A 23,547-nucleotide genomic window follows, 5' to 3' on the forward strand; every position below is an offset into this window, starting at 1 on the left:
TCGTCGGGTGACGCGGTTGCGTCACCCTTGCCTGCTGTGACTTCTAGCTCCAGCTGAGAACTGACCAACAATCCTCTACCCAAGAGCGGCCCGTTAAATACGAACTTGGGATTATCGTGCCGACAGCCGGTTTCGTCGTATTACTTTACTACCTCGCTAATCGCCGGGATCTGCCGAAAGCGGAAGATGACTCACCTCCAGAGCAGTAGTCGTCGAGTCCTCCTCATTTCAAATCACTGGGTCCGAGAAGACGGCTGAAAACACGGCTGCCATGTCTGCTGTTGTGATCTGTTACGATAGTCAGCTCGCATCCTTCAGCGACCGGCTGTTTCACATAGTCTTGTGTCTAACGAATAGGATTTCAACGGAGCCTCATGGCCCCGACCGAACGCGGACTCAGTCGTCCGCGGCGGCGGGGGCGGTCGGCGTCTCCGCCGCCGACTCGGCCCGTTCGGACTCGGCCAGCGGCGTCCACTCCAGTTCCTCCTCGTAACGGAACGCGCGGTGGTCCCGCGTCGGGTCGACGACCGTAAGCGAGAGCCAGTCGTTGTCCAGCAGTCCGGCCACCGCCTCGTTGTCGGCCAATATCTCCGCGACGCGGTCGACCGGCGCGTGAACGACCGTCGACAGGCGGAGCGGCTGGTGGTACGGCTCGTCGGCCGCGGCCATGACCGACTGGAGCGGCAGTCCGGTCATCAGGTCGCCGCCGTTGCCCTGGTAGACGCCGACGTTCCCGACCGGGTTGTGGGTCACCTTCGACCCGCTGCCGTACGCCGCGTTGTCGACCGTCGAGAAGTAGTACTGCGCGTTGATCCACTGGGTGACGACCATCGGCCCGGCGAGGATCGCTTCCAGCGCGTCGCCGTCGGCGTCGGTCGTCCAATCGTACGAGTGGAGGAACGCGCGCCCGTCGAGGTCGAGGCCGCTCGTCAGTTCGCGGGGCCCGATCACGAACCCCGCGTTGCCGGCCAGCCCCCACTCGGGGCGGGTCTCGGCCCAGTCGCCCGCGCGGCGCTCCGCCTCCCTCGCGGCCGCCGAGTCGCCGCGGTTCGGCGGGTCGTCGGGACCCGTCGGGCCGTCGCCGGTCAGGGTCCCGACGCGCTCGGCGGCCGCGGTCTCGCGGGCGGTCTCGAGGTCCGCGCGCAGCCGAGCGAGGTCGTCCGCGTGCGAGTCGGGGACGCTCCCGTCGTACAGTTCGATCTCGTCGGTCGTCGTGTTGTGTTCGGCGGCGAGGAAGACGGTGTCGTCCGGCACGTCGTGGCCCCGCTCGCGCAGACCGTCCCTGACCTCGGGGTCGTTACAGATCGCGGCGAGGACCCGGGCGTTCGGCCCGCCGGGGTTGCCGGCGCAGGCACCGCAGTCGAGGCTCGACCCGTAGGGGTTGTTCGCCGTCTCCGCCGCGTGGCCGGTGAAGACGACGAGCCGACCGAACGCCTCCCAGCCCATCAGATCGAAGGCGGTCGCGGCGTACTCGACCCGCTCCTCGCGGGTCAGGCCGACCGGGAGCCCCCCGTCGGAGCGCTCGTGGCGGTGGAGGTCCGGCTCGCAGAACTCGTGGTCGTCGGGGACCGAGTCGCCCGCCGCGTCGAGCAGGTCGGACACCCGGTCGGGAACGAGCGTGCGGGCCGCGAGCGCGACCCCGTACCCGCTCCCCGCGCCCTCGACGAAGCTGAACGCGGTGGCGGGGTTGGACTTCAGCGTCTCGATCACCTCGCCGGCGGCCTCGCGGAGGGCCCCCCACCGGTCGCGAACGCCCCGCGCGTCGTCGTCGGTCGGGGCCTCGGAGACGCGGTGTTGCGCGTCGACGATGGGGGGACAGGCGTCGACCGACACATCGGAGTCGTACCCACGGTACTCCATCGGCACGCCGAAGAAGCCGGCGTACCCGTGGGTCTCGTAGTCGCCGGTCGCCTCGACGTGCCGCCGGATGACCTCCGAGCGCGTGTCGATACAGAACACCAGCTGCGCGGCCGGCCGCCCCGACGCGCCGCCGTCGGCGCGGGCTTCGCTCGCCTCGGCGCGCGCCTCGCCCTCTGCCGCGACCCGGTCGACGAGCTCGCCGCGGTAGCTCGCCTCCCACGCGCTCAGGAACGCGTCGGCCAGCTCGTCCGCCGGCTCGGGGCCCTCGTCGGCCGCGTCGGGAACGTCGGTTACGTCGACGCCGAAGGCGTCGAGCAGCGCGAGCCGGACGGCGACGTACCCCTCAAGCGTGACCGGGCGCGCGGACTGCCACGCCCCGCCGTCGGCGACGCGGCGCTTGATCAGCCCGGTCCAGCCGGGGAGCGCGGCGAACTGCGCCTCGAAGACGGCGCTCCACCGACCCTCGGGGCACGGCTCCAGCACGGACTCGACCGCTTCTATCGGCGACGCCGGGAGGTCGGTCGCGACGCCCTCCGGGATCCGATCGTCGTGCGCGGCCACGGACCGGAACGCGTCGTAGAACCCGTCCTCGGCGTTCGGCATCGACCACTCGGCCTGCCCCTCGTCGAGGAACGCCGACAGCCACTTCGTCAGCACGCGGTCGGCCCGCTCCGTCGCGCCGGGCGTCGGATCGTCCGTCGCGTCCGCCTCCGCTGTCTCCATCCGTTCCAGCAGCGCTTCCGGGTCGCCCTCGTACCCGCGCTCGGCCAGTTCCGCGTCGAGCAGGTCCCGGTCTATCCGACCCTCGTCGAGGGCCGCCCGGAACGTCTCGGGGCTGGGGTACCCGCGGCCGCCGAGGCGGTCGGCCGCCCGCGGCACGGCCTCGGCGAACGGCTCGTCCTCGAAGCCGGAGAGCGGGTTGGCCGTCACGAACGAGTGGATCGGCCAGACGGACCCGACGGTCTCCGCGGCCTCGTCGATGCTGTCTCTGACGGCGGGTTCAGTACTCATTGTACTCCTCCGTGGCGGTTAGCACCGTCTCGGACGCGGGTTGCCCCGCGTTCAGCAGCGCGACGTAGAGGCGCTCGCTGCGCTCGTGGACGCCGGTCTCGATCGCGACGTACGCCGCGAGGAACGCGGCGGCGACGAGCGCGTGGAGCGCGGTCAGTTCGGTCGGCGCGGAGACCATCGGCAGCCCGTAGAGGACGCCCGAGACGGCCTCGTAGACGAGCGCGTAGCCCGCGATGGCCGGCAGGAAGACGAGCGGGATCGCGCCGTAGCGGGCCGCCGGCGACAGCGCGGTCTGCCGGAGGGCGCTCCGGGCCGCGTGGAGCGTCGTGAGCGCGACGAGCCCCGCGAGCAGCAGGCCGCTGTCGACGCTCGTCCCCTTGCCGGTGAGCAGCGCGAACGTCGCGCCGCCGGCCAGCCCGGTCGCCAGCACGACGAGCGCGCCGACGGCGCTCGTCCGGCTTGACTCCGCCTCGGTCGGGACCGAGCGCTCGACCTCCTCGCCCGCGCTGAGGAAGTGGTACGCCTTGTAGAAGCCGTGGACGATGAGGTGGGTGATCGCGGCCCCGAAGAAGCCGAGGCCGGCCTGCATGATCATGAAGCCCATCTGTCCGACCGTCGAGCAGCCCAGTTCGCTCTTCACGTCCGGCTGGACCGTCTTGAGTAGTTTCCCGAGCAGGGCGCTCGTCGCCCCCACGGCCACGACCCCGAGCATGAGCGCAGTGTCGACGGTCACGACCGGGGCGAAGCGGGCCAGCAGGATGCCGCCCGCGTTGACGAAGCCGGCGTGCATCAGCGCCGAGGCCGGGGTCGGCGCGGTCATCGAGGAGAGCAGCCAGCCGTGGAACGGGACCAGCGCCGACTGGATCATCGCCGCGAGGACGAGCGCGGCCGCGGCGACGATCCACGCGGGCCCGCCGAGCGCGTCGGCGCTCGCGGCGATCCCGGAGACCGTCGTCGCGCCCGTCGCCCACCACAGCGCCGTCACCGCGACGCCGAGGAGCGCGCTGCTCGCGAGGAAGTGGGTCCGCGCGACGCTCGCGGCGGCCCGCGCCTGCCGCCACCCCTCGACGGTCCCGATGAGCCGCGCCATCAGCAGCCCCATCGCCAGCCAGCAGAGCCAGAACAGCGCGACGTGGTCGGCCGCGGCCAGCGCCATCACGGCGAGCGTGAACGAGAAGACCGCGACGAAAAAGCGCGTCTCGTGAGCGCTGCCCGCCATGTAGCGCCGCGAGTAGCTGTGGACGATCCCGCTGAAGAACGTGACGACCGCCCACAACAGGACTGTCAGCCCGTCGACGGCGATCACGCCGGGGAGCTCCCACGCGCCGCCGAGTCGGACTCGGCCGACGAGCGCGGCGACGCTCGCGGCGAACAGCGACCACGCGAGCAACGTCAATACGGCGGGGACGGACGACGACCCGTCCGTCTCCCCGAGCGCTCCGACCGTCGGCTTCGAGCTGTGTCCTGACATCGTTCGACTCGTCGCACGACCCGTTTCGGATCCCGCCCGACACCGAGATCCGATTTCGGTCGTCTCTAAGCCACTTTGAGAACGTAACGTGTATTAAATCTGCTTGTATTCACAAATCGTTCGAGGGACTGTTATTATAGAATGGTATGTTTACGGCTCGTCGCGGCTGCGGCCGTCGAGGGGCGCTCGCCGCCTCGGGTCGCCTCACGAAACCATATCGGTCCCGAGCGCGGAGTGGCTGTATGGAGACGATCTCTGGGACCGTCCTCGCCGGGAGGTCCCTCGAACCCGTCCGGGGACGCGTCGTCGTCGAGGGCGGTCGGATCGAGGCGGTCGAGGAGACGGACACCGACTCGACGGACGTCGTGATACCCGCGTTCGTCAACGCGCACACCCACCTCGGGGACTCCGTGGCGAAGGAGGCGGCCGTGGGCCTCTCGCTCGACGAGGCCGTCGCGCCGCCGGACAGCCTGAAACACCGACGGCTCGCGAACGCCGACCGCGGGGAACTGGTGTCGGCGATGCGGCGGACGCTCCGGTTCATGCGGCGGACCGGCACCGTCTCGTGTCTCGACTTCCGCGAGTCGGGCGTCGAGGGAGCGCGAGCGCTCCGCGAGGCGGGGGCGGACGCCGAGGTCGACCCGTTCATCTTCGGCAGCGGCGACGCGTCGGTGCTGGACGTGGCCGACGGCTACGGTGCCTCCGGCGCGAACGACGACGCGTTCGCCGCGGAGCGCGCCGCCTGCGAGGAGCGCGGCCGCCCCTTCGCGATCCACGCCGGCGAGCCGGACGCGACCGACATCCACCCGGCGCTCGACCTGGACCCGGACCTCCTCGTCCACATGGTCCACGCCGAGCGCGAGCACCTCGAACGGGTCGCGGACGGGTCGGTCCCGATCGCGGTGTGCCCCCGCGCGAACGAGGTCCTCGACGTGGGCACGCCGCCGGTGCGCGACCTGCTCGACCACACGACGGTCGCGCTCGGCACGGACAACGTCATGTTGAACCCGCCGTCGATGTTCCGGGAGATGGCGTTCGCGGCGAAGCGGTTCGACGTGAGCGCCCGCGAGGTGCTGCGGATGGCCACCGCCGCCGGAGCCGAGGTCGCCGACCTCGACTGCGGCGTCATCGCTCCGGGTCGGCGCGCGGCGCTCGTCGTCCTCGACGGCGACTCGGACAACCTGTCCGGCTCGGTCGACCCGGTCCGCGCGGTCGTCCGGCGCGCGACCCCGCTCGACGTCGAGCGCGTCGTGGTCTAGTCGCCCTCGGTTCCGCGGTCCGCGCCGTGGTCTAGTCGTCCTCGCTTCAGTTGCCGTCCCCGCTCCGGTCGTCCCCGCCGTCGTCGCGCCCGGCGTCGAACCTGCCGAACGGGGTCGTCTCGTGGGTCCGCACGAGGACCTCGTCGGCCACGGTGACGCCCATGTCGAGCAGCTCCTGCGCAACCGGCGTGATGTCGTTGTCCGACTCGCCGACGACCGTCACGAGGAGGTTCTCCTCGCCGGTCACCAGCTCTTGGACCGACACGACGCCGTCGATGTCGAGGATCTCCGGGATGCGCTCGCCGCGCTCCGGGATCGACGCGGTGCAGTAGAGCAGCATCCGGAGCGGATACCCCGACCGCTGGTAGTCGACGCTGGCGCTGTACCCCTTGATCACGCCGTCGGATTCGAGGCGTCCGATGCGCTTGCGGACGGTGCTGTCGGAGGTCCCGGTCCGCTCCGCGATGTCCCCGGACGACGTGTTCCGGGCGTCCTCCTGAAGCGCGTACAGGATCGCCCTGTCGACGTCGTCTATCGCCTCGTTGCCCATGGTCCCGGATAGACGCCTGCCGTCTTTATAGGTTGTCGGGCCGCCGGCCCGGACCGGTGTGAGGCTTCCCGACCCGCCCCGGCGTCGACGCTCCCCGCTCCGATCCCGACGCCTACATACGGTCCCCGCCAGTGGGTCGGATATGGCACCCTACACCGTTGACATCGACGTGCGGTTCCGCGACATCGACGCGCTGGGTCACGTCAACAACGCCGTCTACGCGACGTACATCGAGCAGGCGCGGACGCGGTACTTCCGCGACGTCCTCGACATGGACATCTCGCAGTCCTCGAACGTGCTGGCGTCGATCTCGATCGACTTCCGCCGCCCCGTCGAGCTGTCCGACGATCGGGTCACCGTCACCGTCGATCTGGCTGATCTGGGCCGGTCGAGCGCGACGATGACCCACGAGGTCCGCGTCGGCGACGCCGTCGCCGCGGAGGCCGAGGCGACGCTCGTCTCGCTGGACCCCGACACCGGGGAGCCGACGCCGATCTCCGAGGAGCTCCGGGACGCAATGGAGTCGTACCACGACCTCTGAGGCCCCGTGACTCTGCGGGCCCGCGACCGCAGCGGCGACGACGGCCCGGAAGTCGGTCGCCCGAGCGACCGCGACGCACACCTTCTTGACGCCGCGGACGGATCGATCGGTATGAGCGTTCGACTGTACGCCCTCGACGGGTGTCCGTGGTGCGAGAAGGCGGCCGAGGCGCTGGACGACGCCGGCGTCGACTACGAGACCGAGTGGGTCGAGGCGCTCCACTCCGAGCGGAACGAGGTCAAGCGGGTCAGCGGCCAGCGCGGCGTGCCCGTCCTCGTCGACGACGAGCGGGGCGTGACGATGGCCGAGAGCGCGAACATCGTCGAGTACGTCGAGAGGACCTTCGCATGAGCATCTACACCGGCCGCGGCGACGAGGGCGAGACCGACCTCCGGGACATGAGCCGGGTGTCGAAGTCGAGCCACCGCATCGAGGCGTACGGCTCCGTCGACGAGGCGAACGCGCTCCTCGGGACGATCCGACCGACCGGCCACGACGACGTGGACGACTTACTGGGGACGATACAGAACCACCTCCACGTCGTCCAGGCCGACCTCGCGAACCCCGACCCGGACCCGGACGACCCGCAGGTCGAGAGCGAGCACACCGAGCAGTTGGAAGAGCACATCGACGCGTTCGACGAGGAACTGGAGCCGCTGCGGTCGTTCATCCTTCCGGGCGGCGGCGAGGCGGGGGCCGCGCTCCACCACGCCCGCGCCGTGGCGCGGCGCGCGGAGCGCCGCGTCGTCGACCTCGCGCGCTCGGAGCCCATAAACGAGGCGGTCGTCACCTACCTCAACCGCCTCTCGGACCTCCTCTTCACCCTCGGCCGCCTCGTCAACGCGCGCGACGGCGAGCCGGAGGAGTCGCCCTCGTACTGACGGGAACGCGCGATTTTTCCCCGTCCCGCGCGAGGTGCGGGTATGACGCTCGACAGCTACGCGAGGGCGGTCGCCGACCTCGACCCCGCCCCCGGGGAGGTCGAGACGGCCGAGCTCGTCGTCACCGACGACGCGCTCGTGAAGGCGTTCGTCCTCGGCCCGGACGCGGCCGTGGACCCGCACGAACACGCCGACGCCACGAACGTGTTCCACGTGGTCGAGGGCGAACCGACCGTGATCCGCGACGGCGACGAGGAGGCGCTCGCGGCCCCCGCGGTGGTGCCCAACGAGCGCGGCGCGGTCCACGGCGCGCGCAACGACACGACCGACCGGGCCGTCCTCACGGCCACCCTCGCCCCGCTCAACTGATGGACGGAGAGATCGACCCCGAGGAGCTGTCGGCGCTGCTGTCCGAGCGCGCCGACGGCTCCGCCGACGAGACGCTCCGTATCGTCGACATCCGCGACCAGCGCGCGTTCGACCGCGGCCACCTCCCCGACAGCGAGTGTATCCCGTTCCCGGAGCTGACGAGCCGGGTCGCGGAGCTCGAAGGGGCCGACCGGATCGTCACCGTCTGCCCGCACGGCGTCGCGAGCCAGCAGGCGGCCCAGCTGATCGGGAGCTACGAGGGAACGCAAAAGGCGCGCGTCGAGAGCCTCCGCGGCGGCGTCGAGGCGTGGGAACAGACCGTAGGCGAACTGAGGGCGACGGACGCCCCGGACGACGAGTCCGACGCCGACGAAGGCCCCGAGTCCCCGTTCTGAGGCGGGACGGCCGCCCGGCCGCGCGCGCCTACAGCGCGCGGAGGCGGACCCGCCAGAAGTCGCGGAACGCGTCGTCGAGCGCCGCCTCCGGCTTCCCGGTCGCGTCCGAGACGTCGGTGCGGTCGGCGCGGTCGCGCACGCGCCCGAGGACGCTCCGCTCGCCCACGGCGATCACGCGGTCGACGTCTTCAGCCTCCGCGACATCGGCGAGCGCCTCGTTCGCGCGGTCGAGGTGGTCGTCGATCTGCCCGTCGCGGCGGCGCTCGAAGCGCCCCTGCGAGAACCCGCCCTTCGAGTGGGCCGACTTCACGTCGGAGGTGAACCCCTCGAACCCGACCCGCTCGGCCCCCTCGTAGACGCCGAGCGCGAAGGTGTCCGACCGGACCACGGCGAACGCGAACCGCCCCGTCGGGCGGAACCACGCGTCCGGTAGCCGGAACGCGTCGTCCCACCGGTCGAACGGGTCCGGCTCGATCGGCGGGGTCAGCGCCGCGCTCACCGCGCCGGTGTCGTCGGCGAGGACGACCGCGGGGGCCGCCCGCCGGACGAGCGCCGCGCGGTCGCCGAACCACTCCGCGACGGTCGCGGGGAGCGCGTCGGCGTCGGGGACGTACGCCGTGAGCAGCCCCTCCGGGTCGTCGCTCTCGACGGCGCGGAAGCGGTCGAGCACGTCCGCGACCCTCGCCCCTCGGAGATCGGTCACGCGCCGGAACTCCACGGACTCCTCGGTGCCCTCGGTCCGACTCAGCCGCTCCTCTAACGACTCGATCCGGTGTTCGAGCTCGTTGACCCGCTCCTCGGCGCGCTGGCGGTCGGCGACCGCGTCGGACCGGCGCTCCTCCTCGGCCTCGGCGCGGCGTTCGAGGTGGCGCTTCTCCTCCTCCAACTCCTCGATGCGCTCCTTCAGCTGGGCGCGCCCGAGCAGCCTGTCGATCATACCCGAACCGCGCTCTCCGGCGACCTAAAAGGTCCGTCTGCGACGGCGGCGACACAACCGATCCCATTTATAAATGGGTGCTGTGCGGTGGCGCGCGCCTCCGAGGCCGCACCGCGGCCGAGGAGCGTCGCGCGAGGGAGTCGCTGGCTCCGGAGCGAAGCGGAGGGGCCAGCGACGAGGCTGGGGAGGCGTGAGGCGCGGTCGCTGTGCGGGGTGGGACTCGAAGGGGCAGCCGGGAGGACGAAGACGCGCGACGCAAGGACCGCAGGGAGCGAACGCAGTGAGCGACTGAGGGCCGTGGTTCGAAACGGCAAAGCCGTTTCGTCATCACGAGACGCCAAAGGCGTCTCGAACGACAGCGAGCGCATCGAGTCCTCCCGGCCGGGGCTTCGGCGGTCCTGTTCCCAGCAGCGACTGCGTCGTAGCGAGTGTCTGGGGATTCGAAGGTCCTCAGCGCCGACTTGCCCACACCGATTTATAAGTAGATACATACGGAGATACGGCTGTTTGCCGTCGATCAGCCCGAAATCACTTATAAACAAATTCCGGAGTTAAAGCCGTAGTGCTACGCGTTCACGTATGGCTCCCACCCCTCCCAGCGGAGCAGTTTCTCGGCGCGGTCCGCGTCCGCCAGCAGGACGTTCTTGCGGTCCGGGAGCGTCTCGTCGGCGAGCGCCTGCGGAATCGCGAGCGTGCCGCTCGGGACGTCGTCGTCGCCGGCGACCGGGATGTGACTCCCGCCGACTTTCATCACGAGCGGGGCGTCGAGTCGCTCGACCCCCTCGCCGTCCGCGTACAGCTGCTCGTTGACGTGTTCGTGGTCCGCCCGCCGGATGACGGCGCGCTCGCCGCCGTGGGGTTCCACGTACAGTTCTCCCAGGTAGTAGCCGCTTGAGAATCGCTCGAACATTCTATGCGTGATACTCTCTACCATGACTATACATAAGCCTTTCTCGGACGTGGTCGATCGTGATAATCGGGCAGGAAGCAGGCGTCGCGGAACGCTTCACGAGACGTTTGCCCGTTTTTCTCAGCTACCGAACCCGAAAGAACGAATCCGCTTATAAATCGGCGGTCATCACGGGCCACTCCGAAGTCCCAGCCGTTTCAACGGACCTGGAACATCCTGTGATCAGTATTGTCATGAACTCGTTGACGAAGTCCACTCACGTATCTCGCCATCGACTACGATCTCGCTCCCGACATCTTCGAACGTGACACCACCGTAAGCAACGCTACTTCCCGGACCTACGTAGATACCCGTGCCACCACAATCCGCTGCACGGGCTGTTGTAAGCGTCGCCTCAGCATTTTCGCGGAAGCGAAACGCTTGATCTGCGGCCCCTGTTGCCGTTATATTGCTCAACATTAGGTCGGTCATGTTGTCGAAGATGATCGAGTTGGTAAACTCACCGCTCACGACGACGTTCGAGATTCTGCTTTCGTCAAATCCGGCTGCATACAGTCCCGATCCCTGTGCCACATCGCTGTCATCCGTCCTGATGGTAACCTCGGTGATAGTCAACCCCCGCCGCCCGTCTTCCACGTGGCCCAACGTGATCCCACGCGCGTTCCCGATACACGACACACCGTCGATAGTTAGGTCCGTTACTAACTCATCCGGGTCTGAGCGAATGGCCGTGTACCGGCACCCCGAAATTTGCCCGTCACTGATGGTGATCGACTCGTGGCGGCCGCGATGGAGTTGTACGCCGTGTTGTGGACCGTTCTCGGGATTAATCTCGAAGTTTGTCAGCCGGCAACGTCTCGTAGGGGTCCCGTCGTCCATGGCAAGAGCGGTGTCCGTTCCGTTCCAGATACCGTTCGACGAGATATCGGACTGTTGCGCATCGATCTGTAGGGGGGCGTCTGAGTCTCCCTCGCCACCTCTGCTCGCCCAGTAGCCGTCGACTGTGACGTTTTTCGACGACACGATATCGATGTGATGGTAGTGAATGGCATCCCCGTAAATCGACTCAAGTCGAACGTTCTCTGCGTGGGCAGGCATGATGCCGTTTGAATCCGGGGAGTCGATTCGAACGTTTCGAACTCCCCAGTTCGAGGCACCGTCGTATCCCGTTGTATCGTAGCCCTTGTTCGACAGGAGTGCCCCTCCCGTGTCGCCATCCGGACGAGGACCTTCGAAGATGGTCGACCGTCCCGCTCCGGTGAGAACCGTGTTGTCACCTACCAGCGGTGTCCGGTCGAATAGGTACCTCCCGGGCGGAAAATAAACGACACCTCCCCCCTCGTTATGTATGTCATCGAGGAGTTCGTGAACGGCCTCCCCAACGTCGGAATCCCCATCTCCTTCGATTCCATGAGACGCAACGTTCCACGTGGCGACGTCGTCCGACGCAGTACTTTGTCCGCCAGCACACCCCGAGACCGCCCCACAGCCCGCCGAGATCATGCCGAGAAACTCTCGTCGCCGCAGCTGTGAACGATCCATGATATCTTCGTCGCTTCGACAGAAGATAAATTACGGGACCGAAGGCGCTTATCGTACTTGGCTACCCATACAGTTCGATCGTTTTCCCCGACGCACACGGACGGAAATGCCGCCGCCCGGTCTCAGTCGTCGTCGCGCCGCGCGACCTCGTGCCGGCCGAACCCGTACCGCAGGCGGTTCGCGAGGCGACGCGAGAAGCGGCCCTCGTTGCGCGAGTCGAACCGCTCCGCGAGCGCCTGATAAATGAGCGGGACGGGAACTTCCTGTTCGAGCGCCTCCTGAACGGTCCACGTCCCCGTCGACCCGCCCGCGACGCGGTCCGCCACGTCGCCCAGGTCCGACCCCTCCTCGCGGAACGCCTCCTCGCACAGCTCCAGCAGCCACGACCGGATCACCGCGCCGTTGTTCCAGGTGCGCGCCACCGACTCCATGTCGAGGTCGTAGCGCCCGTCTGCGAGCAGTTCGAACCCCTCGCCGTACGCCTGCATCAGCGCGTACTCGACGCCGTTGTGGACCATCTTCACGTAGTGTCCCGACCCCGACTCGCCCATGCGGTCGTGGCCGTCCGGCCCGGTCGCCACCGCGTCGAAGACGGGGACCATCGCCTCGTAGGCCCACTCGGGGCCGCCGACCATCAGCGAGAAGCCCGCCTCCGCGCTCGCGGGGCCGCCCGAGGTGCCGCAGTCGAGGTAGGCCGCGTCCGTCTCCGCCGCCCGACGGGTCGACGCCTCGAAGTGGGAGTTCCCGCCGTCGACGACCACGTCCTCAGCGTCGAGGTGCGGTTCGAGGTCAGCGAGCGTGGCGTCGACCGCGTCGCCCGCGGGGACCATCAGCCAGATCCGCTTGCCGTCTCCCTCCCCGCCGTCCAGTCGCTCACACAGGTCGGCCACGGAGTCCGCCGGTTCCGCGCCGTTCTCGGCCGCCTCCGCGGTCGCCTCCGCCGAGAGGTCGAACGCGACCACGTCGTGGCCCGCCTCGATAGACCGGTTCGCGACGATCTGCCCCATCCGCCCGAGTCCGATGACGCCCAGTTCCATGCGCGAGGGGTGGCGACCGGCCGCCGTAGTGGTTCCGGTTCGATTCTTCGCCTACTCGACCGTCTCCCGCTCGCCGCCTCCCGCTTTCCCCCTACTCCGCCGCCTCGGCCTCGCGCTCGCCGAGGTGCGCGCGCAGCGCGTCGACGTCCTTGTTGCCCGCGCCGGTGTTCAGGAGGACGACGGTGTCGTCCGGGCCGAACTCGCCGGACTCCGCGAGCGCGAACGCCCCGGAGGCGGCGGCGGCGCACGTCGCGCCCATCTCCAGCCCCTCCGCCCGCGCGACCTCGATCGCGGCGTCGAGGATCTCTCGGTCCGTCGTCGCCACCGCCCCGCCGTCGGACTCGCGGATCGCCTCTAAGATGAGATGGCTCGCGCCGGGATCGGGGATCGCGATCCCGTTACAGGCCGTGTCGACCTCGTCGTCGGCGAGCGGCTCGTGACGCTCCGCCCCCGACTCGTAGGCGTCGACGACCGGCGCACAGCCCGCCGCCTGCGCGGCGTACATCGGGACCAGCTCGTCGGTCCAGCCCAGCTCCCGCGCCTCGCGGGCGGCCTTGTGCATCCCGACGAGTCCGACGCCGCCGCCGGTCGGGTAGACGACCGCGTCCGGCGGGTTCCAGTCGAGCTGCGCCAGCAGCTCCAACGCCATCGTCTTCTTCCCCTCGTGGCGGTACGGGGTGACGAACGTCTTCGTCGAGTACCACTCCGGGTGCTCGTCCATCGCCTCCGCGTACGCCTTCCCGGCGTCGCCGATCTGCGAGTTCCCGTCCACGGGGTCGGTGACCGTCAGGGCCGCGCCGTGGACCTCCGTCATCGCCTTCTGGGTGAACCCCGCCCGCGAGGGGAGGAAGACGTGCGCGTCCAGACCCGCGCGGGCCGCGTACGCCGCGGCCGCCTGCCCAGCGTTGCCGGCGCTGTTCAGCGCGATCTCGCTCGCGCCGTGTTCGCGCGCGGCCGTCATCGCGGCCGACTGCCCGCGGTCCTTGAACGTCCCCGTGGGGTTCGCGCCCTCGTCTTTCAGGAGGACGCGGCCGACGCCCATCGCGTCCGCCAGCGCCGGGCACTCGACGAGCGGCGTCGCGCCCTCGCCGAGCGACACCGCCGTCTCGGCCGGGAACGGGAGCAGTTCGGCGTACCGCCACATCGACCCGTCGGGGCGGGAATCGAGCGTCTCCGGGGTCAGGTCGATCCGGTCGTAGTCGTACTCGGGATCGAGAATGCCGTCGCAGTCGGGGCAGCGGTGGGTCGCCGTCTCCGCGTCGAACGTCTCCCCGCAGTCGACGCAGGTCAGGCCGACGAACGCCTCTGTCGTCTCCATGGGCACGCGCTCGCCCGCCGGGGACTTCGGTGCTGTGGTCCCGGCGGTCTGCCCGGACCGATCGCTGCTGCGGTCCCGGCGGTCTGCCCGGACCGATCGCTGCTGCGGTCCCGGCGGTCCGCCCCCGAACCGGCGCGCGGGTACTTAGGTTCGAAACGTATGAAGGGGCACGCCGACGGGGACCGCGTCCGTACGCTCAGGGGAGATGCGTGTACCAGCGACCGTCGGGGCGGCCGGTCCGCCTGGCGAATCGGGGTGGAAGCGATGAGTCGGACCGCACTGCGGTTGGACCTCCCGACCGGCTCGTGGCTCGGCGACGTCTCCCGGCGCGTCCCGTCGGCGACGCTCCGGGTCGACGAGACCATGTCGGTCGACGGGGAGGGCCCCTCCGTCTCCCTCCCCGACGATCCGACCGAGAGCGGCGCGGACGCCGAGGCGGTCGCGACCGTCCGCGTCGCCGGCACCGACAGGGATCGGGTCGAAGACGCGCTCGACGACCACGACCGCGTCGTCCGCCAACGGGTCGTCGCGCGCCGCGGCGAGGTCCGCACGCTCCGCGTGGTCGGTCGCAGGCCCGCGTACCTCCCCGCGGCGCGGGCGGTCGGCCTGCCGATCGAGTCGACGGTCGAGGTCGTCGACGGCCGCGCGGCCGTGACGGTCGTCGGCGACCGGGACCGGATCGAGGCGTTCGGCCGGCGGCTCGCGGGCGACGGGGTGACGGTCGGTGTCGCTGCGACCGGCGGCGACGACCCGGACCGGACGCTCACGGAGGCGCAGCGCGAACTCGTCTTCGAGGCGGTCCGGTCGGGGTACTACGACACGCCGCGCCGCTGTACGCTCACGGAGCTGGCCGAGGCGAACGACATCGCGAAGTCGACCTGTAGCGAGACGCTCCACCGCGCCGAGGGGCGCGTGATGCGGCGGTTCGTGGACTGCGCGGGACCGTTCGACGCGACGGCGGAGGCCGGAGACGCCACGACCCCCGCCGGCCTCGACGCCGAGGAACGCTCCCTCGACGCCACCGACGACGACCGCGACGCGACCGAGTTCGACGGCGTCGACGCCGACGGCGAGGAGCCGATGCGCTCCGCCGCGACCGAACCCTGACCCGGTCGGTCCCCTTCGGCGGTCGAGCGCCCTACTCCCCGTCGACACCTACTCCTCGTCGAGCGCCTGCCACGAGAGCCGCGGGTTCCGCGCGGCACCGACCTGGTCGATCCGGGCGGCGGCGGTCCGGTTCGGGGCCGAGTCGAGCGCCTCGTCGGTGTCGGCGTACGCGAGGTTGAACGCCTCGGCGAGGTCGTCGAGCGACGACTGCCCCTCGATCTCGGTCGGCTCCGTCAACATCGCCTCCGGCACCATCTCCGGCCACTTCGTCGTCGGCGGGTGGACGCCGAAATCGAGCATGCGCTTCGCCACGTCGGCGGCGTCGCGGTCGCCCGCGGTCGCCGCGAACTCGTGGTGGAACGGGCCGAAGGGTACGTCGAGGTCGAGCCGTTCCGCGAGGTAGTTCGCGTTGAGGACGGCCTTCGCGGCGGCGTCGGCGAGTCCCTCGTCGCCGAGCCGGGCGATGTACGCGTACGCCTTGATCAACACGAGCCAGTTGCCGGCGAAGCCGTGGACCTTGCCGATAGTGTGGTCGGGCTCGAACCGCTCGTAGCCCGACCTCTCGTCGGCCTCGCGGACCCGCGGCGTCGGGAGGAACGGGGCCAGCTCGTCGACGACGCCGACCGGCCCGGCACCCGGCCCGCCGCCGCCGTGCGGGGTGGCGAACGTCTTGTGGACGTTGTAGTGCATCACGTCGAACCCCATGTCGCCGGGCCGCCCCCGGCCGAGGAGCGCGTTGAGGTTCGCGCCGTCGTAGTAGAGCAGGCCGCCCGCGTCGTGGACGACCTCGGCGATCTCGGTGATGTCGCGCTCGAAGAGCCCGACCGTGTTCGGATTCGTGAGCATGAGCGCGGCGGTGTCGTCGCCGACGGCCGCCTCCAGCGCCTCCAGGTCGACGCGCCCGTCCTCGCCGGACGGGAGCTCGACCACGTCGTAGCCGGCGGTCGCGGCGGTCGCGAAGTTCGTCCCGTGGGCCGACGCCGGGATCACGACCTCCGAGCGGTCGTTGCCGTGGTGCTCGTGGTACGCCTTCGCGACGAGGATCCCCGTCAGCTCGCCGGCCGCGCCCGCGGGCGGCTGGAGGGTGACCGCGTCCATCCCGCCGATGTCCGCGAGCGCCTCCTGAAGCCGGTACTGGAGCTCCAAGATCCCCTGCGCCGAGCGCGCGGAGCGGTCGGGGTGGACGGCCGCGTTCGGGTCGGCGGCGACGTCCTCGGTGAACTTGGGGTTGTACTTCATCGTACAGCTCCCCAGCGGGTACGGGCCGGAGTCGATCGACCAGTTCATCTGCGAGAGCCGGGTGTAGTGGCGCGCCGTCTCCGGCTCCGACGGGTTCGGGAGCGTCAGCTCCTCCCGCGTCAGGTCGTCGGGGAGCGGCGAGTCCTCGCGCACGTCGACCGTCTCCTCACCCTTCTCCGAGAGCAGCGGCTCCCGGACCCCCTCGCCGTCGCGCTCGTAGTTCGCTTGGTCGTGGATCATCAGAGCACCTCCTCGAAGGCCGCGACGAGTCCGTCCGTCTTCCCCGCGTTGAGGTCGGTGACGCACACCTGAAGCAGGTGGTCGTCGATCGCGTGGACCGCGAACCCCTCCGCCTCCAAGTCCTCCGCGACGGCCGCCGCGGGCTGGTCGACGCGCACCGCGAACTCCCGGAAGTGGTGGCGGTCGTGGACGGGCGCGGCCGCGCCCGAGAGGTCGTCGATCCGCGCCGCGAGCGACTCCGCCTCGCGCACGCAGTCGTTCGCGAGGTCGACGAGGCCGTCCGGCCCGAGCGTCGCCGCGTGGATCGCCGCGCGGAGCGCGACCCACGCCTGGTTCGTGCAGATGTTCGAGGTGGCGCGCTCCTTGCGGATGTGCTGTTCGCGGGTCTGGAGCGTCAGCGTGTACGCCCTGTCGCCGTTCGCGTCTTCGCTCGCACCGACCAGCCGCCCGGGCACCTGCCGCAGGAAGTCGTCGCGACAGGCGAAGATCCCCAATCCCATGCCGTAGGCGGTCGGCAGGCCGAGCGCGCCGGCCTCGCCGACGACCACGTCGGCTCCGACGGCCGCCGGCGACTCCAGCACCGACAGCGCGACCACGTCCGAGCCGAGCGCGAACAGCGCGTCCGTCTCGTCGGCGAGGTCGCCGATCGCGGCGAGCCGCTCCTCGATACAGCCGCGGACGGTCGGGCTCTCCGCGTACACCATCACCGCGTCCTCGCCGGCGCGCTCCGCGAGCGCGTCGACGTCGGCGGTCCCGTCGGCCATCGGGTACTCCTCGACGGTCAGGTCCGCGCCCGCGCAGTAGTTCGACAGCACTGCGCGTTTCCCCTCCCGGAGCCGTTCGGGGACGAGGACCACGTCCCCCGAGGTCGACCGGACGCGGTCCGCGAGGGTCGCGGCCTCGCCGAGCGCGGTCGCGGCGTCGTACATCGAGCAGTTCGCCACGTCGAGGCCGGTCAGCTCCACCAGCATCGACTGGTACTCGAAGAGCGCCTGGAGGAACCCCTGTGACACCTCGGGCTGGTACTGGGTGTAGCTCGTGAGGAACTCCGTGCGGTCGGCGAGGTGGTCGACGACGCTCGGCACGTAGTGCCCGTAGTGGCCCCGCCCGAGGAACTCCGTGAGGTCGTCGTTGCGGTTCAAGATACGGGCGCACTCGTCGCGGATCTCGCGTTCGGTGCGCGGCTCGATGCCGAAGTCGCCGTCGAACGCGACGGCGTCGGGGATATCGAACAGGTCCTCCTCGTCGTCGACGCCGATCGCCGCCAGCATCGCCGCGGTCTCCTCGTCGGTGTGGGGCGCGTACGGCGTGCCCTCCGCCCGGCTCATCGGCCCACCCCGGCGTCGCCCGCCCGTCCGGTGCCACGTCGTCCGCCTGAAAGTGTCGCGTTCATGGTCGGATCAGGCGATCTGATCGTCGTACTCGTCGGCGTCGAGCAGTCCGTCCGCCTCGCCGCCCTCTGCGGGGGCGACTTCGAGCATCCACCCGTCGCCGTACGGGTCCTCGTTGACGAGCTCCGGGCGGTCGAACAGCGCCTCGTTGACCGCGACGACCTCGCCCGAGGCGGGGGCGTACAGGTCCGAGACGGCCTTGATCGACTCGACGACGCCGAACGCCTCGCCGGCGACGACCTCGTCGCCGACCTCGGGGAGTTCGACGAACACCACGTCGCCCAGTTCGTCCTGCGCGAAGTCGGAGACGCCGATCCGAACGGGGTCTCCGCCGGTCGTCGCCCACTCGTGCGATTCCAAGTACCGTCTGTCGTCGGGAACGTCGAAGCTCATTGGTCAGGGTCGTCGCGGCCCGCTCGGGGCTCGGTCCGCGGGAGCGCCGCGCCGTCGGGATCGGCGGGAGATACGATCTCCCGGCCGGTCACGGGCGTCGTCCGCGATCGAAAGGCGGTCCGCGACACGTGTGTGTCACCCTTCCCGCGACGAGGAAATAAAAGGTGTGTTCGCGGCGGTCGAGCCGGCGGACACCGGTCGCGGTCCGGTCCGTCGCGCCCGCTCAGGCAGACCGGTCCGTCGCGCCCGGCTCCGCGGGCCCCACCGTTCGCGCCCGCCTCCTCAGGTCCAGCGGTCCAACCCGGTCTGGACCTGCGACTCCGCGATGCGCTCGAACCCGCGCTCCACCTCGTCGCCGTCGACCCCCCACTCGTCGACGACGTACGCGCGGGCGGCCTCGACGTCCGGGTTCACGTCCGCGTCGACCGCGACGTCAGCCGCGGGCGGGTCCATGAACAGCTCGCGGATCGCCTCGGCGTTCGGGATCTCGGCGTCGCGCGCGTCGAGGACGCCCCACAGGTCGCCGTGTTCCCTGACCGCCGTCACCGCGGTCTTCGGGCCGATCCCCCTGACCCCCTCGTTGAAGTCCGTGCCGCAGAGCATCGCGGCGTCGACGAGCCCCTGTCTGTCGAGGTCGAGGTCGGACAGCGTCGCCGCCAGATCCATCAGCTCCGGGTCGCCCTTGCTCGTCAGCTGGCGGAGCGTGGTGGGCGCGCCGAACAGCAGAGCGTCGTAGTCCTCGCTGCCGGCGTGGTCGGCCGTCCCGGTCGCGGCCATGTGCGCGCACTGCGCCTCCCCCTCCGCGGGGGCCTCGACGATCGGCACGTCGAGCAGGCGGAGCAGCTCCCGCGTGGTCTCCTGTATCGTGTCGGTGAGCCGCTGCGTGCGGGCCTCCAGCCGAGCCGCCTCGACCGCGTCGCCGCGCTCCTCCGCGGCGGCCCGGCGCTCCTCCGCCCGCTCGCGCTTCTCGCGCCGCTCGGCGACCTCGTCGGCCTTCAGGTCGGTGACGGCCCCGTCGAACACCATCACCGGGACCAGGTCGTGCTCGAAGAACTTCGGGAGCCCCTGTACCACGCCGATCAGGTTGGCGACCTCGACGCCGTCCGCGGTGGTGTACTTCTCGTCGGCCGTCCACTTGACCGTCGTCGTGAGGTAGCGGTACAGCCAGTTGTGCGCGTCGACGGCGACGACGCTCCCCTCGATCTCCGCGAAGGGAACGTCCCGGATCGACGCGAGATCGCGCAGGTCGGCGTTTCCCATTGTCGGTCTCTGGGGCGCGCCGCTCTTAAACGCTGACCGGTCCGCGGCCGCCCGTCCGTTCGCCGACTCTCGCCGGAATGATCCGCCTGCCGACTTCTGGGCAGTTTATGTGTCTCACGCGTCTACGTGGCGTAACCGGATGGTCTCCCCGTTCGAGGTGTTGGACGTCGACGAGGACGCCGACGACGAGACGGTCGAACGGGCGTACCGCGAGCGAGTGAAGCGCGCCCACCCCGATCAGGGGGGTTCGGTCGAGGAGTTCCAGCTCGTCCGCCGGGCGTACCGGGAGCTGTCGGAGCGGGACGCGAACGGGGACGAGAGCGGCGACGGGGTCGACCCGGCCGACGTCGACCTCACCGAGGACGCGGACGGACACACGCCCACGTCCACCCGCGTCGAGTTCCTCGACTACGAGGCCGTCGTCGACTACGGCTGGTCGCTGGACGACGACGAGCTGTTCCGGAAGGCGTCCCACGCCGACCTCGGTCCCGACGCCCACGGCCGCCTGCTCGTCCACCCCGACGAGAGCCTGCTGGAGGCGGCCGAGCGGAGCGGCTTCGCGTGGCCCTTCTCGTGTCGCGGCGGTGCCTGCGCGAACTGCGCGGTGTACCTCGCCGAGGGGAAGCTCTCGCAGCCGACCGACCACATCATGCCCGACGACCTCGCCGAGCGGGGGTTCCGCCTCTCCTGTAACGGCTACCCGCTGACAGACGAGCTGTCGGTCGTGTTCAACGTGAAACAGCGGCCCGAACTCGACGACCTCATCCTGCCGCCCGGCCCGTTCACGCGCCGCTGAATCGGGGCGAGCGTCGAAAACGTCGCGACGCCGTCCGCGGCGTCCGGTCACCCGAGCAGGAACCGCAGCCCCGGAGCGTTCCTGACCAGTTCCGTCTCCTCTAGCGCCCGATCGACCCCGACGATCCGGCCGGCACCCCACGCGCCCAGCCCGAACAGGATCAGCATGTAGACGAGCGAGCTGTCGACGAAGTAGCCGTGGTCCACCGGGAACCCCGCCAGCAGTCCGCCCTGCCACGCGGCGGTCCAGAACAGCGACATCATGATCGCGCCCATCAGCGCGGCGAACCGGAAGCAGACGCCGAACAGCAGCGCCAGTCCGATCAGGATCTGCCCGAACACTACCATCGGGTCGATTATCGCCGCGAAGTCGGCGAAAAAGAGGAACAGCTCTCGCAACGGGTTCGCCTCGGCAATGGCGTTCTGAAGGAACCCCACGGAGCTCCACGCGAGCGGGTCGCCGATACCGCCCTCGAACAGCTTCTCTAACCCGGCCTGGAGGAACACCCACGCCATCACGATCCGGAGTCCGAGCATCGAGTACGCCAGCCACGTCTCCGAGTAGTTGAACTCCACGTCTCTCCCGAGCAGTTCCGAGCGAAGCGTCCGTTCGGACGGTTGTGTAGCCATCGGTGATACCCACGTGAGAGAATCTCACACGAGTAGAATAATCTACCGACCGATCCGATGCGCGGGAGTTTTCAAACGAATCGAAAGGAAAACTACGGCGAATATCCCGCGCGTCCTCAGAACGCCTCGGCGACGGCGGCGACGACCGCGTCCTCGACGGCGTCGCGCTCGCCCGAGAGGAACTCGATTTTCCCCTCGCGGACGCCCGCGGTGGCGATGTCGGCAGCCGGCGCGAGCTCGGCCGCGCGCTCGGCCACGTCGCGGACCGACACGTCGGCCGTCGTCCGGACGTACAGTTCGTCGGTGCCGACGCCGACCGTCGCGAACGGCTCGCCGTCGGCGCGCCGGCGGTGGAGGTCGTCGAGGAGTAGCGGCGTCGGCGGGAAGTCGTAGCGGTGGGTGTAGCCGTCGGTGTCGAGCAGCGCGAACTCGACGCCGTCGACCGCCTCCGTGGCGACGTTCGCGTCCGCTGTCTCGACCTCGGTCTCCAGCTTCTCGCGGAACTGCTCGGAGACGTGCGCCGCGAGGTTGCCGCCGTCCGAGAACAGGAGATCAGCGATCAGTTCGCGCTTGTCCTGATACGACTGGTAGTACGCCTCCAGCGCGACCGCCTCGCGGAGCTCCGCGACGCGCTCGTCGTCGTAGCCCGCGTCCCGCGCGAGGTTCACGTACCGCTCCGGGGCGTCCGCCCAGTAGCTCACCGCGGGGAGGTGTTCGAGGTCCGCGCGGACCTCGTCGTTGATCGCCGACGCGAGCGAGGCGACGAGCGCGCCCGTCGAGAGCGTCTCGTCGCCGCCGACGTCGGTCAGTTCCGGCGAGACGAGCGTGTCGACCGCCTCTCGGGTCTCCGGGTCGGCGACCGCGGCGTCGACGACGACCGCGTCGACGCCGTACACCGACAGCAGGTCGATGCCGTCCGCGGACTCGGTCGTCGAGCCGGCCCCGACGAGCAGGAACAGCGGGAGCTTCTCGTCGTGGCGGTCGCGGTCCTGGAGCATCCGTGTCGCGTCGTTGGTCGCCGCGTCCATCCCGTACACCGGCTCGTCGAGCGGGCGGCGGGTGAAGTAGTGGTACTCGGCGTCGCTCTTCGCGTGCTCGTCGCGGATCAGCGGGAGGACCGCGCGCTCGACCGCAGCGCCCGCGACGTAGCCGTCGGCGGTCGCCGGGTGGCGGACGACGATGGGGCGCGACTCCAGCACCGCGCGGCGGACCGCCTCCGCGGCGTCGAGGAGGCCGTCAGCGAGTTCTGCGACCGTCTCGTCGCCGGCGAGCGGCTGGAGCCCCTCTGGGCGCGCCTCGTCGGTGAGCGCGTCGGCGATCCGCCGGCGGACCGCCTCCGCCGCCTCCCCGTCGAGGAGGACGAGCGCGTCTGACTCGACCTGGATGTCGCCGCGGTGGCTCTCGACCTCGCCGTCGACCCGCACCGCGTCGCCCACCTCGACGTCCGGGTACGCCCGGACGCCCGGCTCGACGAACGCGGCCACGTCGACCGCGCCCGTCTCGTCGCTGACCTCGAACACCGTCGGGCCGCCGGTCTGGCGGACGCCGACGACCTCGCCCTCGATCCGGACGGACTCGCCGACCGCGTCTCCGAGCGTCGTGATCGTCGCGCGCTCGCGGTCCTCGTCGGTCTCCTCGTCCGCGGCGGCGACGGCCTCCGCGTCGTCCTCGTCTGCGGTTTCGGCCGCGCCCTCCTCGGACGCGCCGGCGTCCGCGGACTCGTCGGGGTCGGACGCGACGCGCTCCGCGTCGTCGCCCTCGTCGGTCGGCTCGGGTTCGTCGGCGTCGGCTTCGACAGACCCGTCAACCTCGTCGTCGGCCTCGATAGTCTCGCCACTCTCGTCGGCGTCGGAGCCGGCGTCTTCGTCCTCGGCGTCGGAGCCGGCGTCTTCGTCCTCGGCGTCGTCCGCCTGCTCCTCGGTCTCGGTCTCTTCTTCGGTCTCGTCGTCCCCCGATTCCTCGTCGGGGAGACGCTCGCCGGAGGACTCTTGGACGAGGACGCCGCGGAACTCGCGGTCGGCCTGTCGGATCGACCAGCCGAGGTCGACGTTGCCGTTGTCGCGGACGCCCTTCACCTGGACGAACACCTCGTCGCCCGGCTCCCAGTCGAGGCTGTCGAGCCGCTGGTCGAGCTCGGAGCGGTGGAGCAGGCCGGTGACGCCCGGCGCGAGGTCGACGAACACGCCGAACTCGGCGTACCCGTCGACGACGCCTCGGTAGAACCGGCTCGGGACGAGACCGTTCGGGGAGTCGCCGCGGAAGTCGAACACGACGTCTTCCTGGTGCGAGTCGCAGACGCGACCGCCCCCGACGTCGGTGCCACAAATGATACAGGATCCCATTTGAATACACCGAGAGTCTCGGGCCTAAAACGGTTGTCGAAAGCCCGCTGGCGGCGGCGCGGGCCGTCG

General features: G+C 70.2%; 21 protein-coding genes and 1 pseudogene. 8 read left to right on the plus strand and 14 right to left on the minus strand.

Going from position 1 to position 23,547, the window contains the following annotated elements; genetic code table 11:
* Positions 1 to 396 precede the first annotated feature (396 nt).
* Entirely contained in the window at positions 397 to 2,871 is a 2,475-nt protein-coding gene (locus C472_RS01495; RefSeq protein ID WP_006628013.1) for a DUF2309 domain-containing protein, read from the minus strand.
* Positions 2,861 to 4,342 (minus strand): proton-conducting transporter transmembrane domain-containing protein, encoded by a 1,482-nt coding sequence (locus C472_RS01500; protein WP_006628014.1) that lies wholly within the window; start codon positions 4,340 to 4,342, stop codon positions 2,861 to 2,863. The genes C472_RS01495 and C472_RS01500 overlap by 11 nt, the downstream gene beginning before the upstream one ends.
* 242 nt (positions 4,343 to 4,584) lie before the next feature.
* On the opposite strand from C472_RS01500, the gene C472_RS01505 reads away from it, so the two are divergent.
* On the plus strand, positions 4,585 to 5,601 hold the full coding sequence (locus C472_RS01505) for an amidohydrolase family protein (RefSeq protein WP_006628015.1): 1,017 nt from the start codon (positions 4,585 to 4,587) through the stop codon (positions 5,599 to 5,601).
* 46 nt (positions 5,602 to 5,647) lie between these two features.
* Here the strand turns inward: C472_RS01505 and C472_RS01510 are convergent, their stop codons facing one another.
* Positions 5,648 to 6,151, minus strand: coding sequence for an Lrp/AsnC family transcriptional regulator (locus C472_RS01510; protein ID WP_006628016.1), 504 nt, complete (start codon positions 6,149 to 6,151; stop codon positions 5,648 to 5,650).
* A gap of 142 nt (positions 6,152 to 6,293) precedes the next feature.
* Between C472_RS01510 and C472_RS01515 the strand changes: the two genes are divergently transcribed.
* From C472_RS01515 to C472_RS01535, 5 genes are all read left to right on the plus strand, one after another.
* Positions 6,294 to 6,692 (plus strand): acyl-CoA thioesterase, encoded by a 399-nt coding sequence (locus C472_RS01515; protein ID WP_006628017.1) that lies wholly within the window; start codon positions 6,294 to 6,296, stop codon positions 6,690 to 6,692.
* Between the two features lie 111 nt (positions 6,693 to 6,803).
* Positions 6,804 to 7,043 carry a glutaredoxin family protein gene (locus C472_RS01520; RefSeq protein WP_049906173.1) on the plus strand — a complete coding sequence of 80 codons (240 nt, stop codon included), beginning with the start codon at positions 6,804 to 6,806 and terminating at the stop codon, positions 7,041 to 7,043.
* The gene (locus tag C472_RS01525; RefSeq protein WP_006628019.1) at positions 7,040 to 7,573 is read left to right on the plus strand and encodes a cob(I)yrinic acid a,c-diamide adenosyltransferase; all 534 of its coding nucleotides are present in this window, start codon (positions 7,040 to 7,042) and stop codon (positions 7,571 to 7,573) included. The genes C472_RS01520 and C472_RS01525 overlap by 4 nt, the downstream gene beginning before the upstream one ends.
* A 42-nt stretch (positions 7,574 to 7,615) precedes the next feature.
* The gene (locus C472_RS01530; RefSeq protein ID WP_006628020.1) at positions 7,616 to 7,942 is read left to right on the plus strand and encodes a cupin domain-containing protein; all 327 of its coding nucleotides are present in this window, start codon (positions 7,616 to 7,618) and stop codon (positions 7,940 to 7,942) included.
* Positions 7,942 to 8,337 (plus strand): rhodanese-like domain-containing protein, encoded by a 396-nt coding sequence (locus tag C472_RS01535; RefSeq protein WP_006628021.1) that lies wholly within the window; start codon positions 7,942 to 7,944, stop codon positions 8,335 to 8,337. Before C472_RS01530 ends, C472_RS01535 begins: the two co-directional genes overlap by 1 nt.
* A 28-nt stretch (positions 8,338 to 8,365) precedes the next feature.
* Here the strand turns inward: C472_RS01535 and C472_RS01540 are convergent, their stop codons facing one another.
* The 5 genes and pseudogenes from C472_RS01540 to C472_RS01560 form a co-directional block, all read right to left on the minus strand.
* Positions 8,366 to 9,274 (minus strand): Vms1/Ankzf1 family peptidyl-tRNA hydrolase, encoded by a 909-nt coding sequence (locus C472_RS01540; RefSeq protein WP_006628022.1) that lies wholly within the window; start codon positions 9,272 to 9,274, stop codon positions 8,366 to 8,368.
* A 565-nt stretch (positions 9,275 to 9,839) separates the two neighbouring features.
* Positions 9,840 to 10,184: a DUF5802 family protein gene (locus C472_RS01545; RefSeq protein WP_006628023.1), complete on the minus strand. Its 345-nt coding sequence runs from the start codon at positions 10,182 to 10,184 to the stop codon at positions 9,840 to 9,842.
* Between the two features lie 231 nt (positions 10,185 to 10,415).
* Positions 10,416 to 11,726, minus strand: a complete 1,311-nt coding sequence (locus tag C472_RS01550) for a glycosyl hydrolase family 28-related protein (protein WP_082238216.1) — start codon at positions 11,724 to 11,726, stop codon at positions 10,416 to 10,418.
* Between the two features lie 122 nt (positions 11,727 to 11,848).
* Positions 11,849 to 12,775 (minus strand): annotated as a pseudogene (gnd, locus tag C472_RS01555) (phosphogluconate dehydrogenase (NAD(+)-dependent, decarboxylating)); the annotation flags it as partial.
* A gap of 79 nt (positions 12,776 to 12,854) precedes the next feature.
* Complete coding sequence (locus C472_RS01560) at positions 12,855 to 14,081, minus strand: threonine synthase (RefSeq protein ID WP_006628026.1); 1,227 nt, start codon at positions 14,079 to 14,081, stop codon at positions 12,855 to 12,857.
* A 264-nt stretch (positions 14,082 to 14,345) separates the two neighbouring features.
* On the opposite strand from C472_RS01560, the gene C472_RS01565 reads away from it, so the two are divergent.
* Entirely contained in the window at positions 14,346 to 15,188 is an 843-nt protein-coding gene (locus C472_RS01565; RefSeq protein WP_006628027.1) for a helix-turn-helix domain-containing protein, read from the plus strand.
* Positions 15,189 to 15,236: 48 nt separating this feature from the next.
* On the opposite strand, the gene gcvPB is transcribed toward C472_RS01565, so the two are convergent.
* The 4 genes from gcvPB to fen all read right to left on the minus strand — a co-directional run bounded on the left by gcvPB (position 15,237) and on the right by fen (position 19,711).
* Positions 15,237 to 16,667, minus strand: a complete 1,431-nt coding sequence (gcvPB, locus tag C472_RS01570; RefSeq protein WP_006628028.1) for an aminomethyl-transferring glycine dehydrogenase subunit GcvPB — start codon at positions 16,665 to 16,667, stop codon at positions 15,237 to 15,239.
* Positions 16,667 to 17,995 carry an aminomethyl-transferring glycine dehydrogenase subunit GcvPA gene (gene gcvPA / locus C472_RS01575; protein ID WP_006628029.1) on the minus strand — a complete coding sequence of 443 codons (1,329 nt, stop codon included), beginning with the start codon at positions 17,993 to 17,995 and terminating at the stop codon, positions 16,667 to 16,669. The genes gcvPB and gcvPA overlap by 1 nt, the downstream gene beginning before the upstream one ends.
* 72 nt (positions 17,996 to 18,067) lie before the next feature.
* On the minus strand, positions 18,068 to 18,451 hold the full coding sequence (gene gcvH, locus C472_RS01580) for a glycine cleavage system protein GcvH (protein ID WP_006628030.1): 384 nt from the start codon (positions 18,449 to 18,451) through the stop codon (positions 18,068 to 18,070).
* Positions 18,452 to 18,733: 282 nt separating this feature from the next.
* Positions 18,734 to 19,711, minus strand: coding sequence for a flap endonuclease-1 (gene fen / locus C472_RS01585; protein ID WP_006628031.1), 978 nt, complete (start codon positions 19,709 to 19,711; stop codon positions 18,734 to 18,736).
* Between the two features lie 139 nt (positions 19,712 to 19,850).
* Here fen and fer point away from each other — a divergent pair, with 139 nt between their 5' ends.
* Positions 19,851 to 20,507: a ferredoxin Fer gene (fer, locus tag C472_RS01590; protein ID WP_006628032.1), complete on the plus strand. Its 657-nt coding sequence runs from the start codon at positions 19,851 to 19,853 to the stop codon at positions 20,505 to 20,507.
* Between the two features lie 47 nt (positions 20,508 to 20,554).
* Here fer and C472_RS01595 read toward each other — a convergent pair whose 3' ends face one another.
* Both C472_RS01595 and C472_RS01600 read right to left on the minus strand, forming a co-directional pair.
* Complete coding sequence (locus C472_RS01595) at positions 20,555 to 21,136, minus strand: DoxX family protein (protein ID WP_049906176.1); 582 nt, start codon at positions 21,134 to 21,136, stop codon at positions 20,555 to 20,557.
* 116 nt (positions 21,137 to 21,252) lie between these two features.
* The gene (locus tag C472_RS01600) at positions 21,253 to 23,478 is read right to left on the minus strand and encodes an OB-fold nucleic acid binding domain-containing protein (protein WP_006628034.1); all 2,226 of its coding nucleotides are present in this window, start codon (positions 23,476 to 23,478) and stop codon (positions 21,253 to 21,255) included.
* Positions 23,479 to 23,547: the final 69 nt, after the last annotated feature.

The organism is Halorubrum tebenquichense DSM 14210 (genome assembly GCF_000337415.1).
GTDB lineage: Archaea > Halobacteriota > Halobacteria > Halobacteriales > Haloferacaceae > Halorubrum > Halorubrum tebenquichense.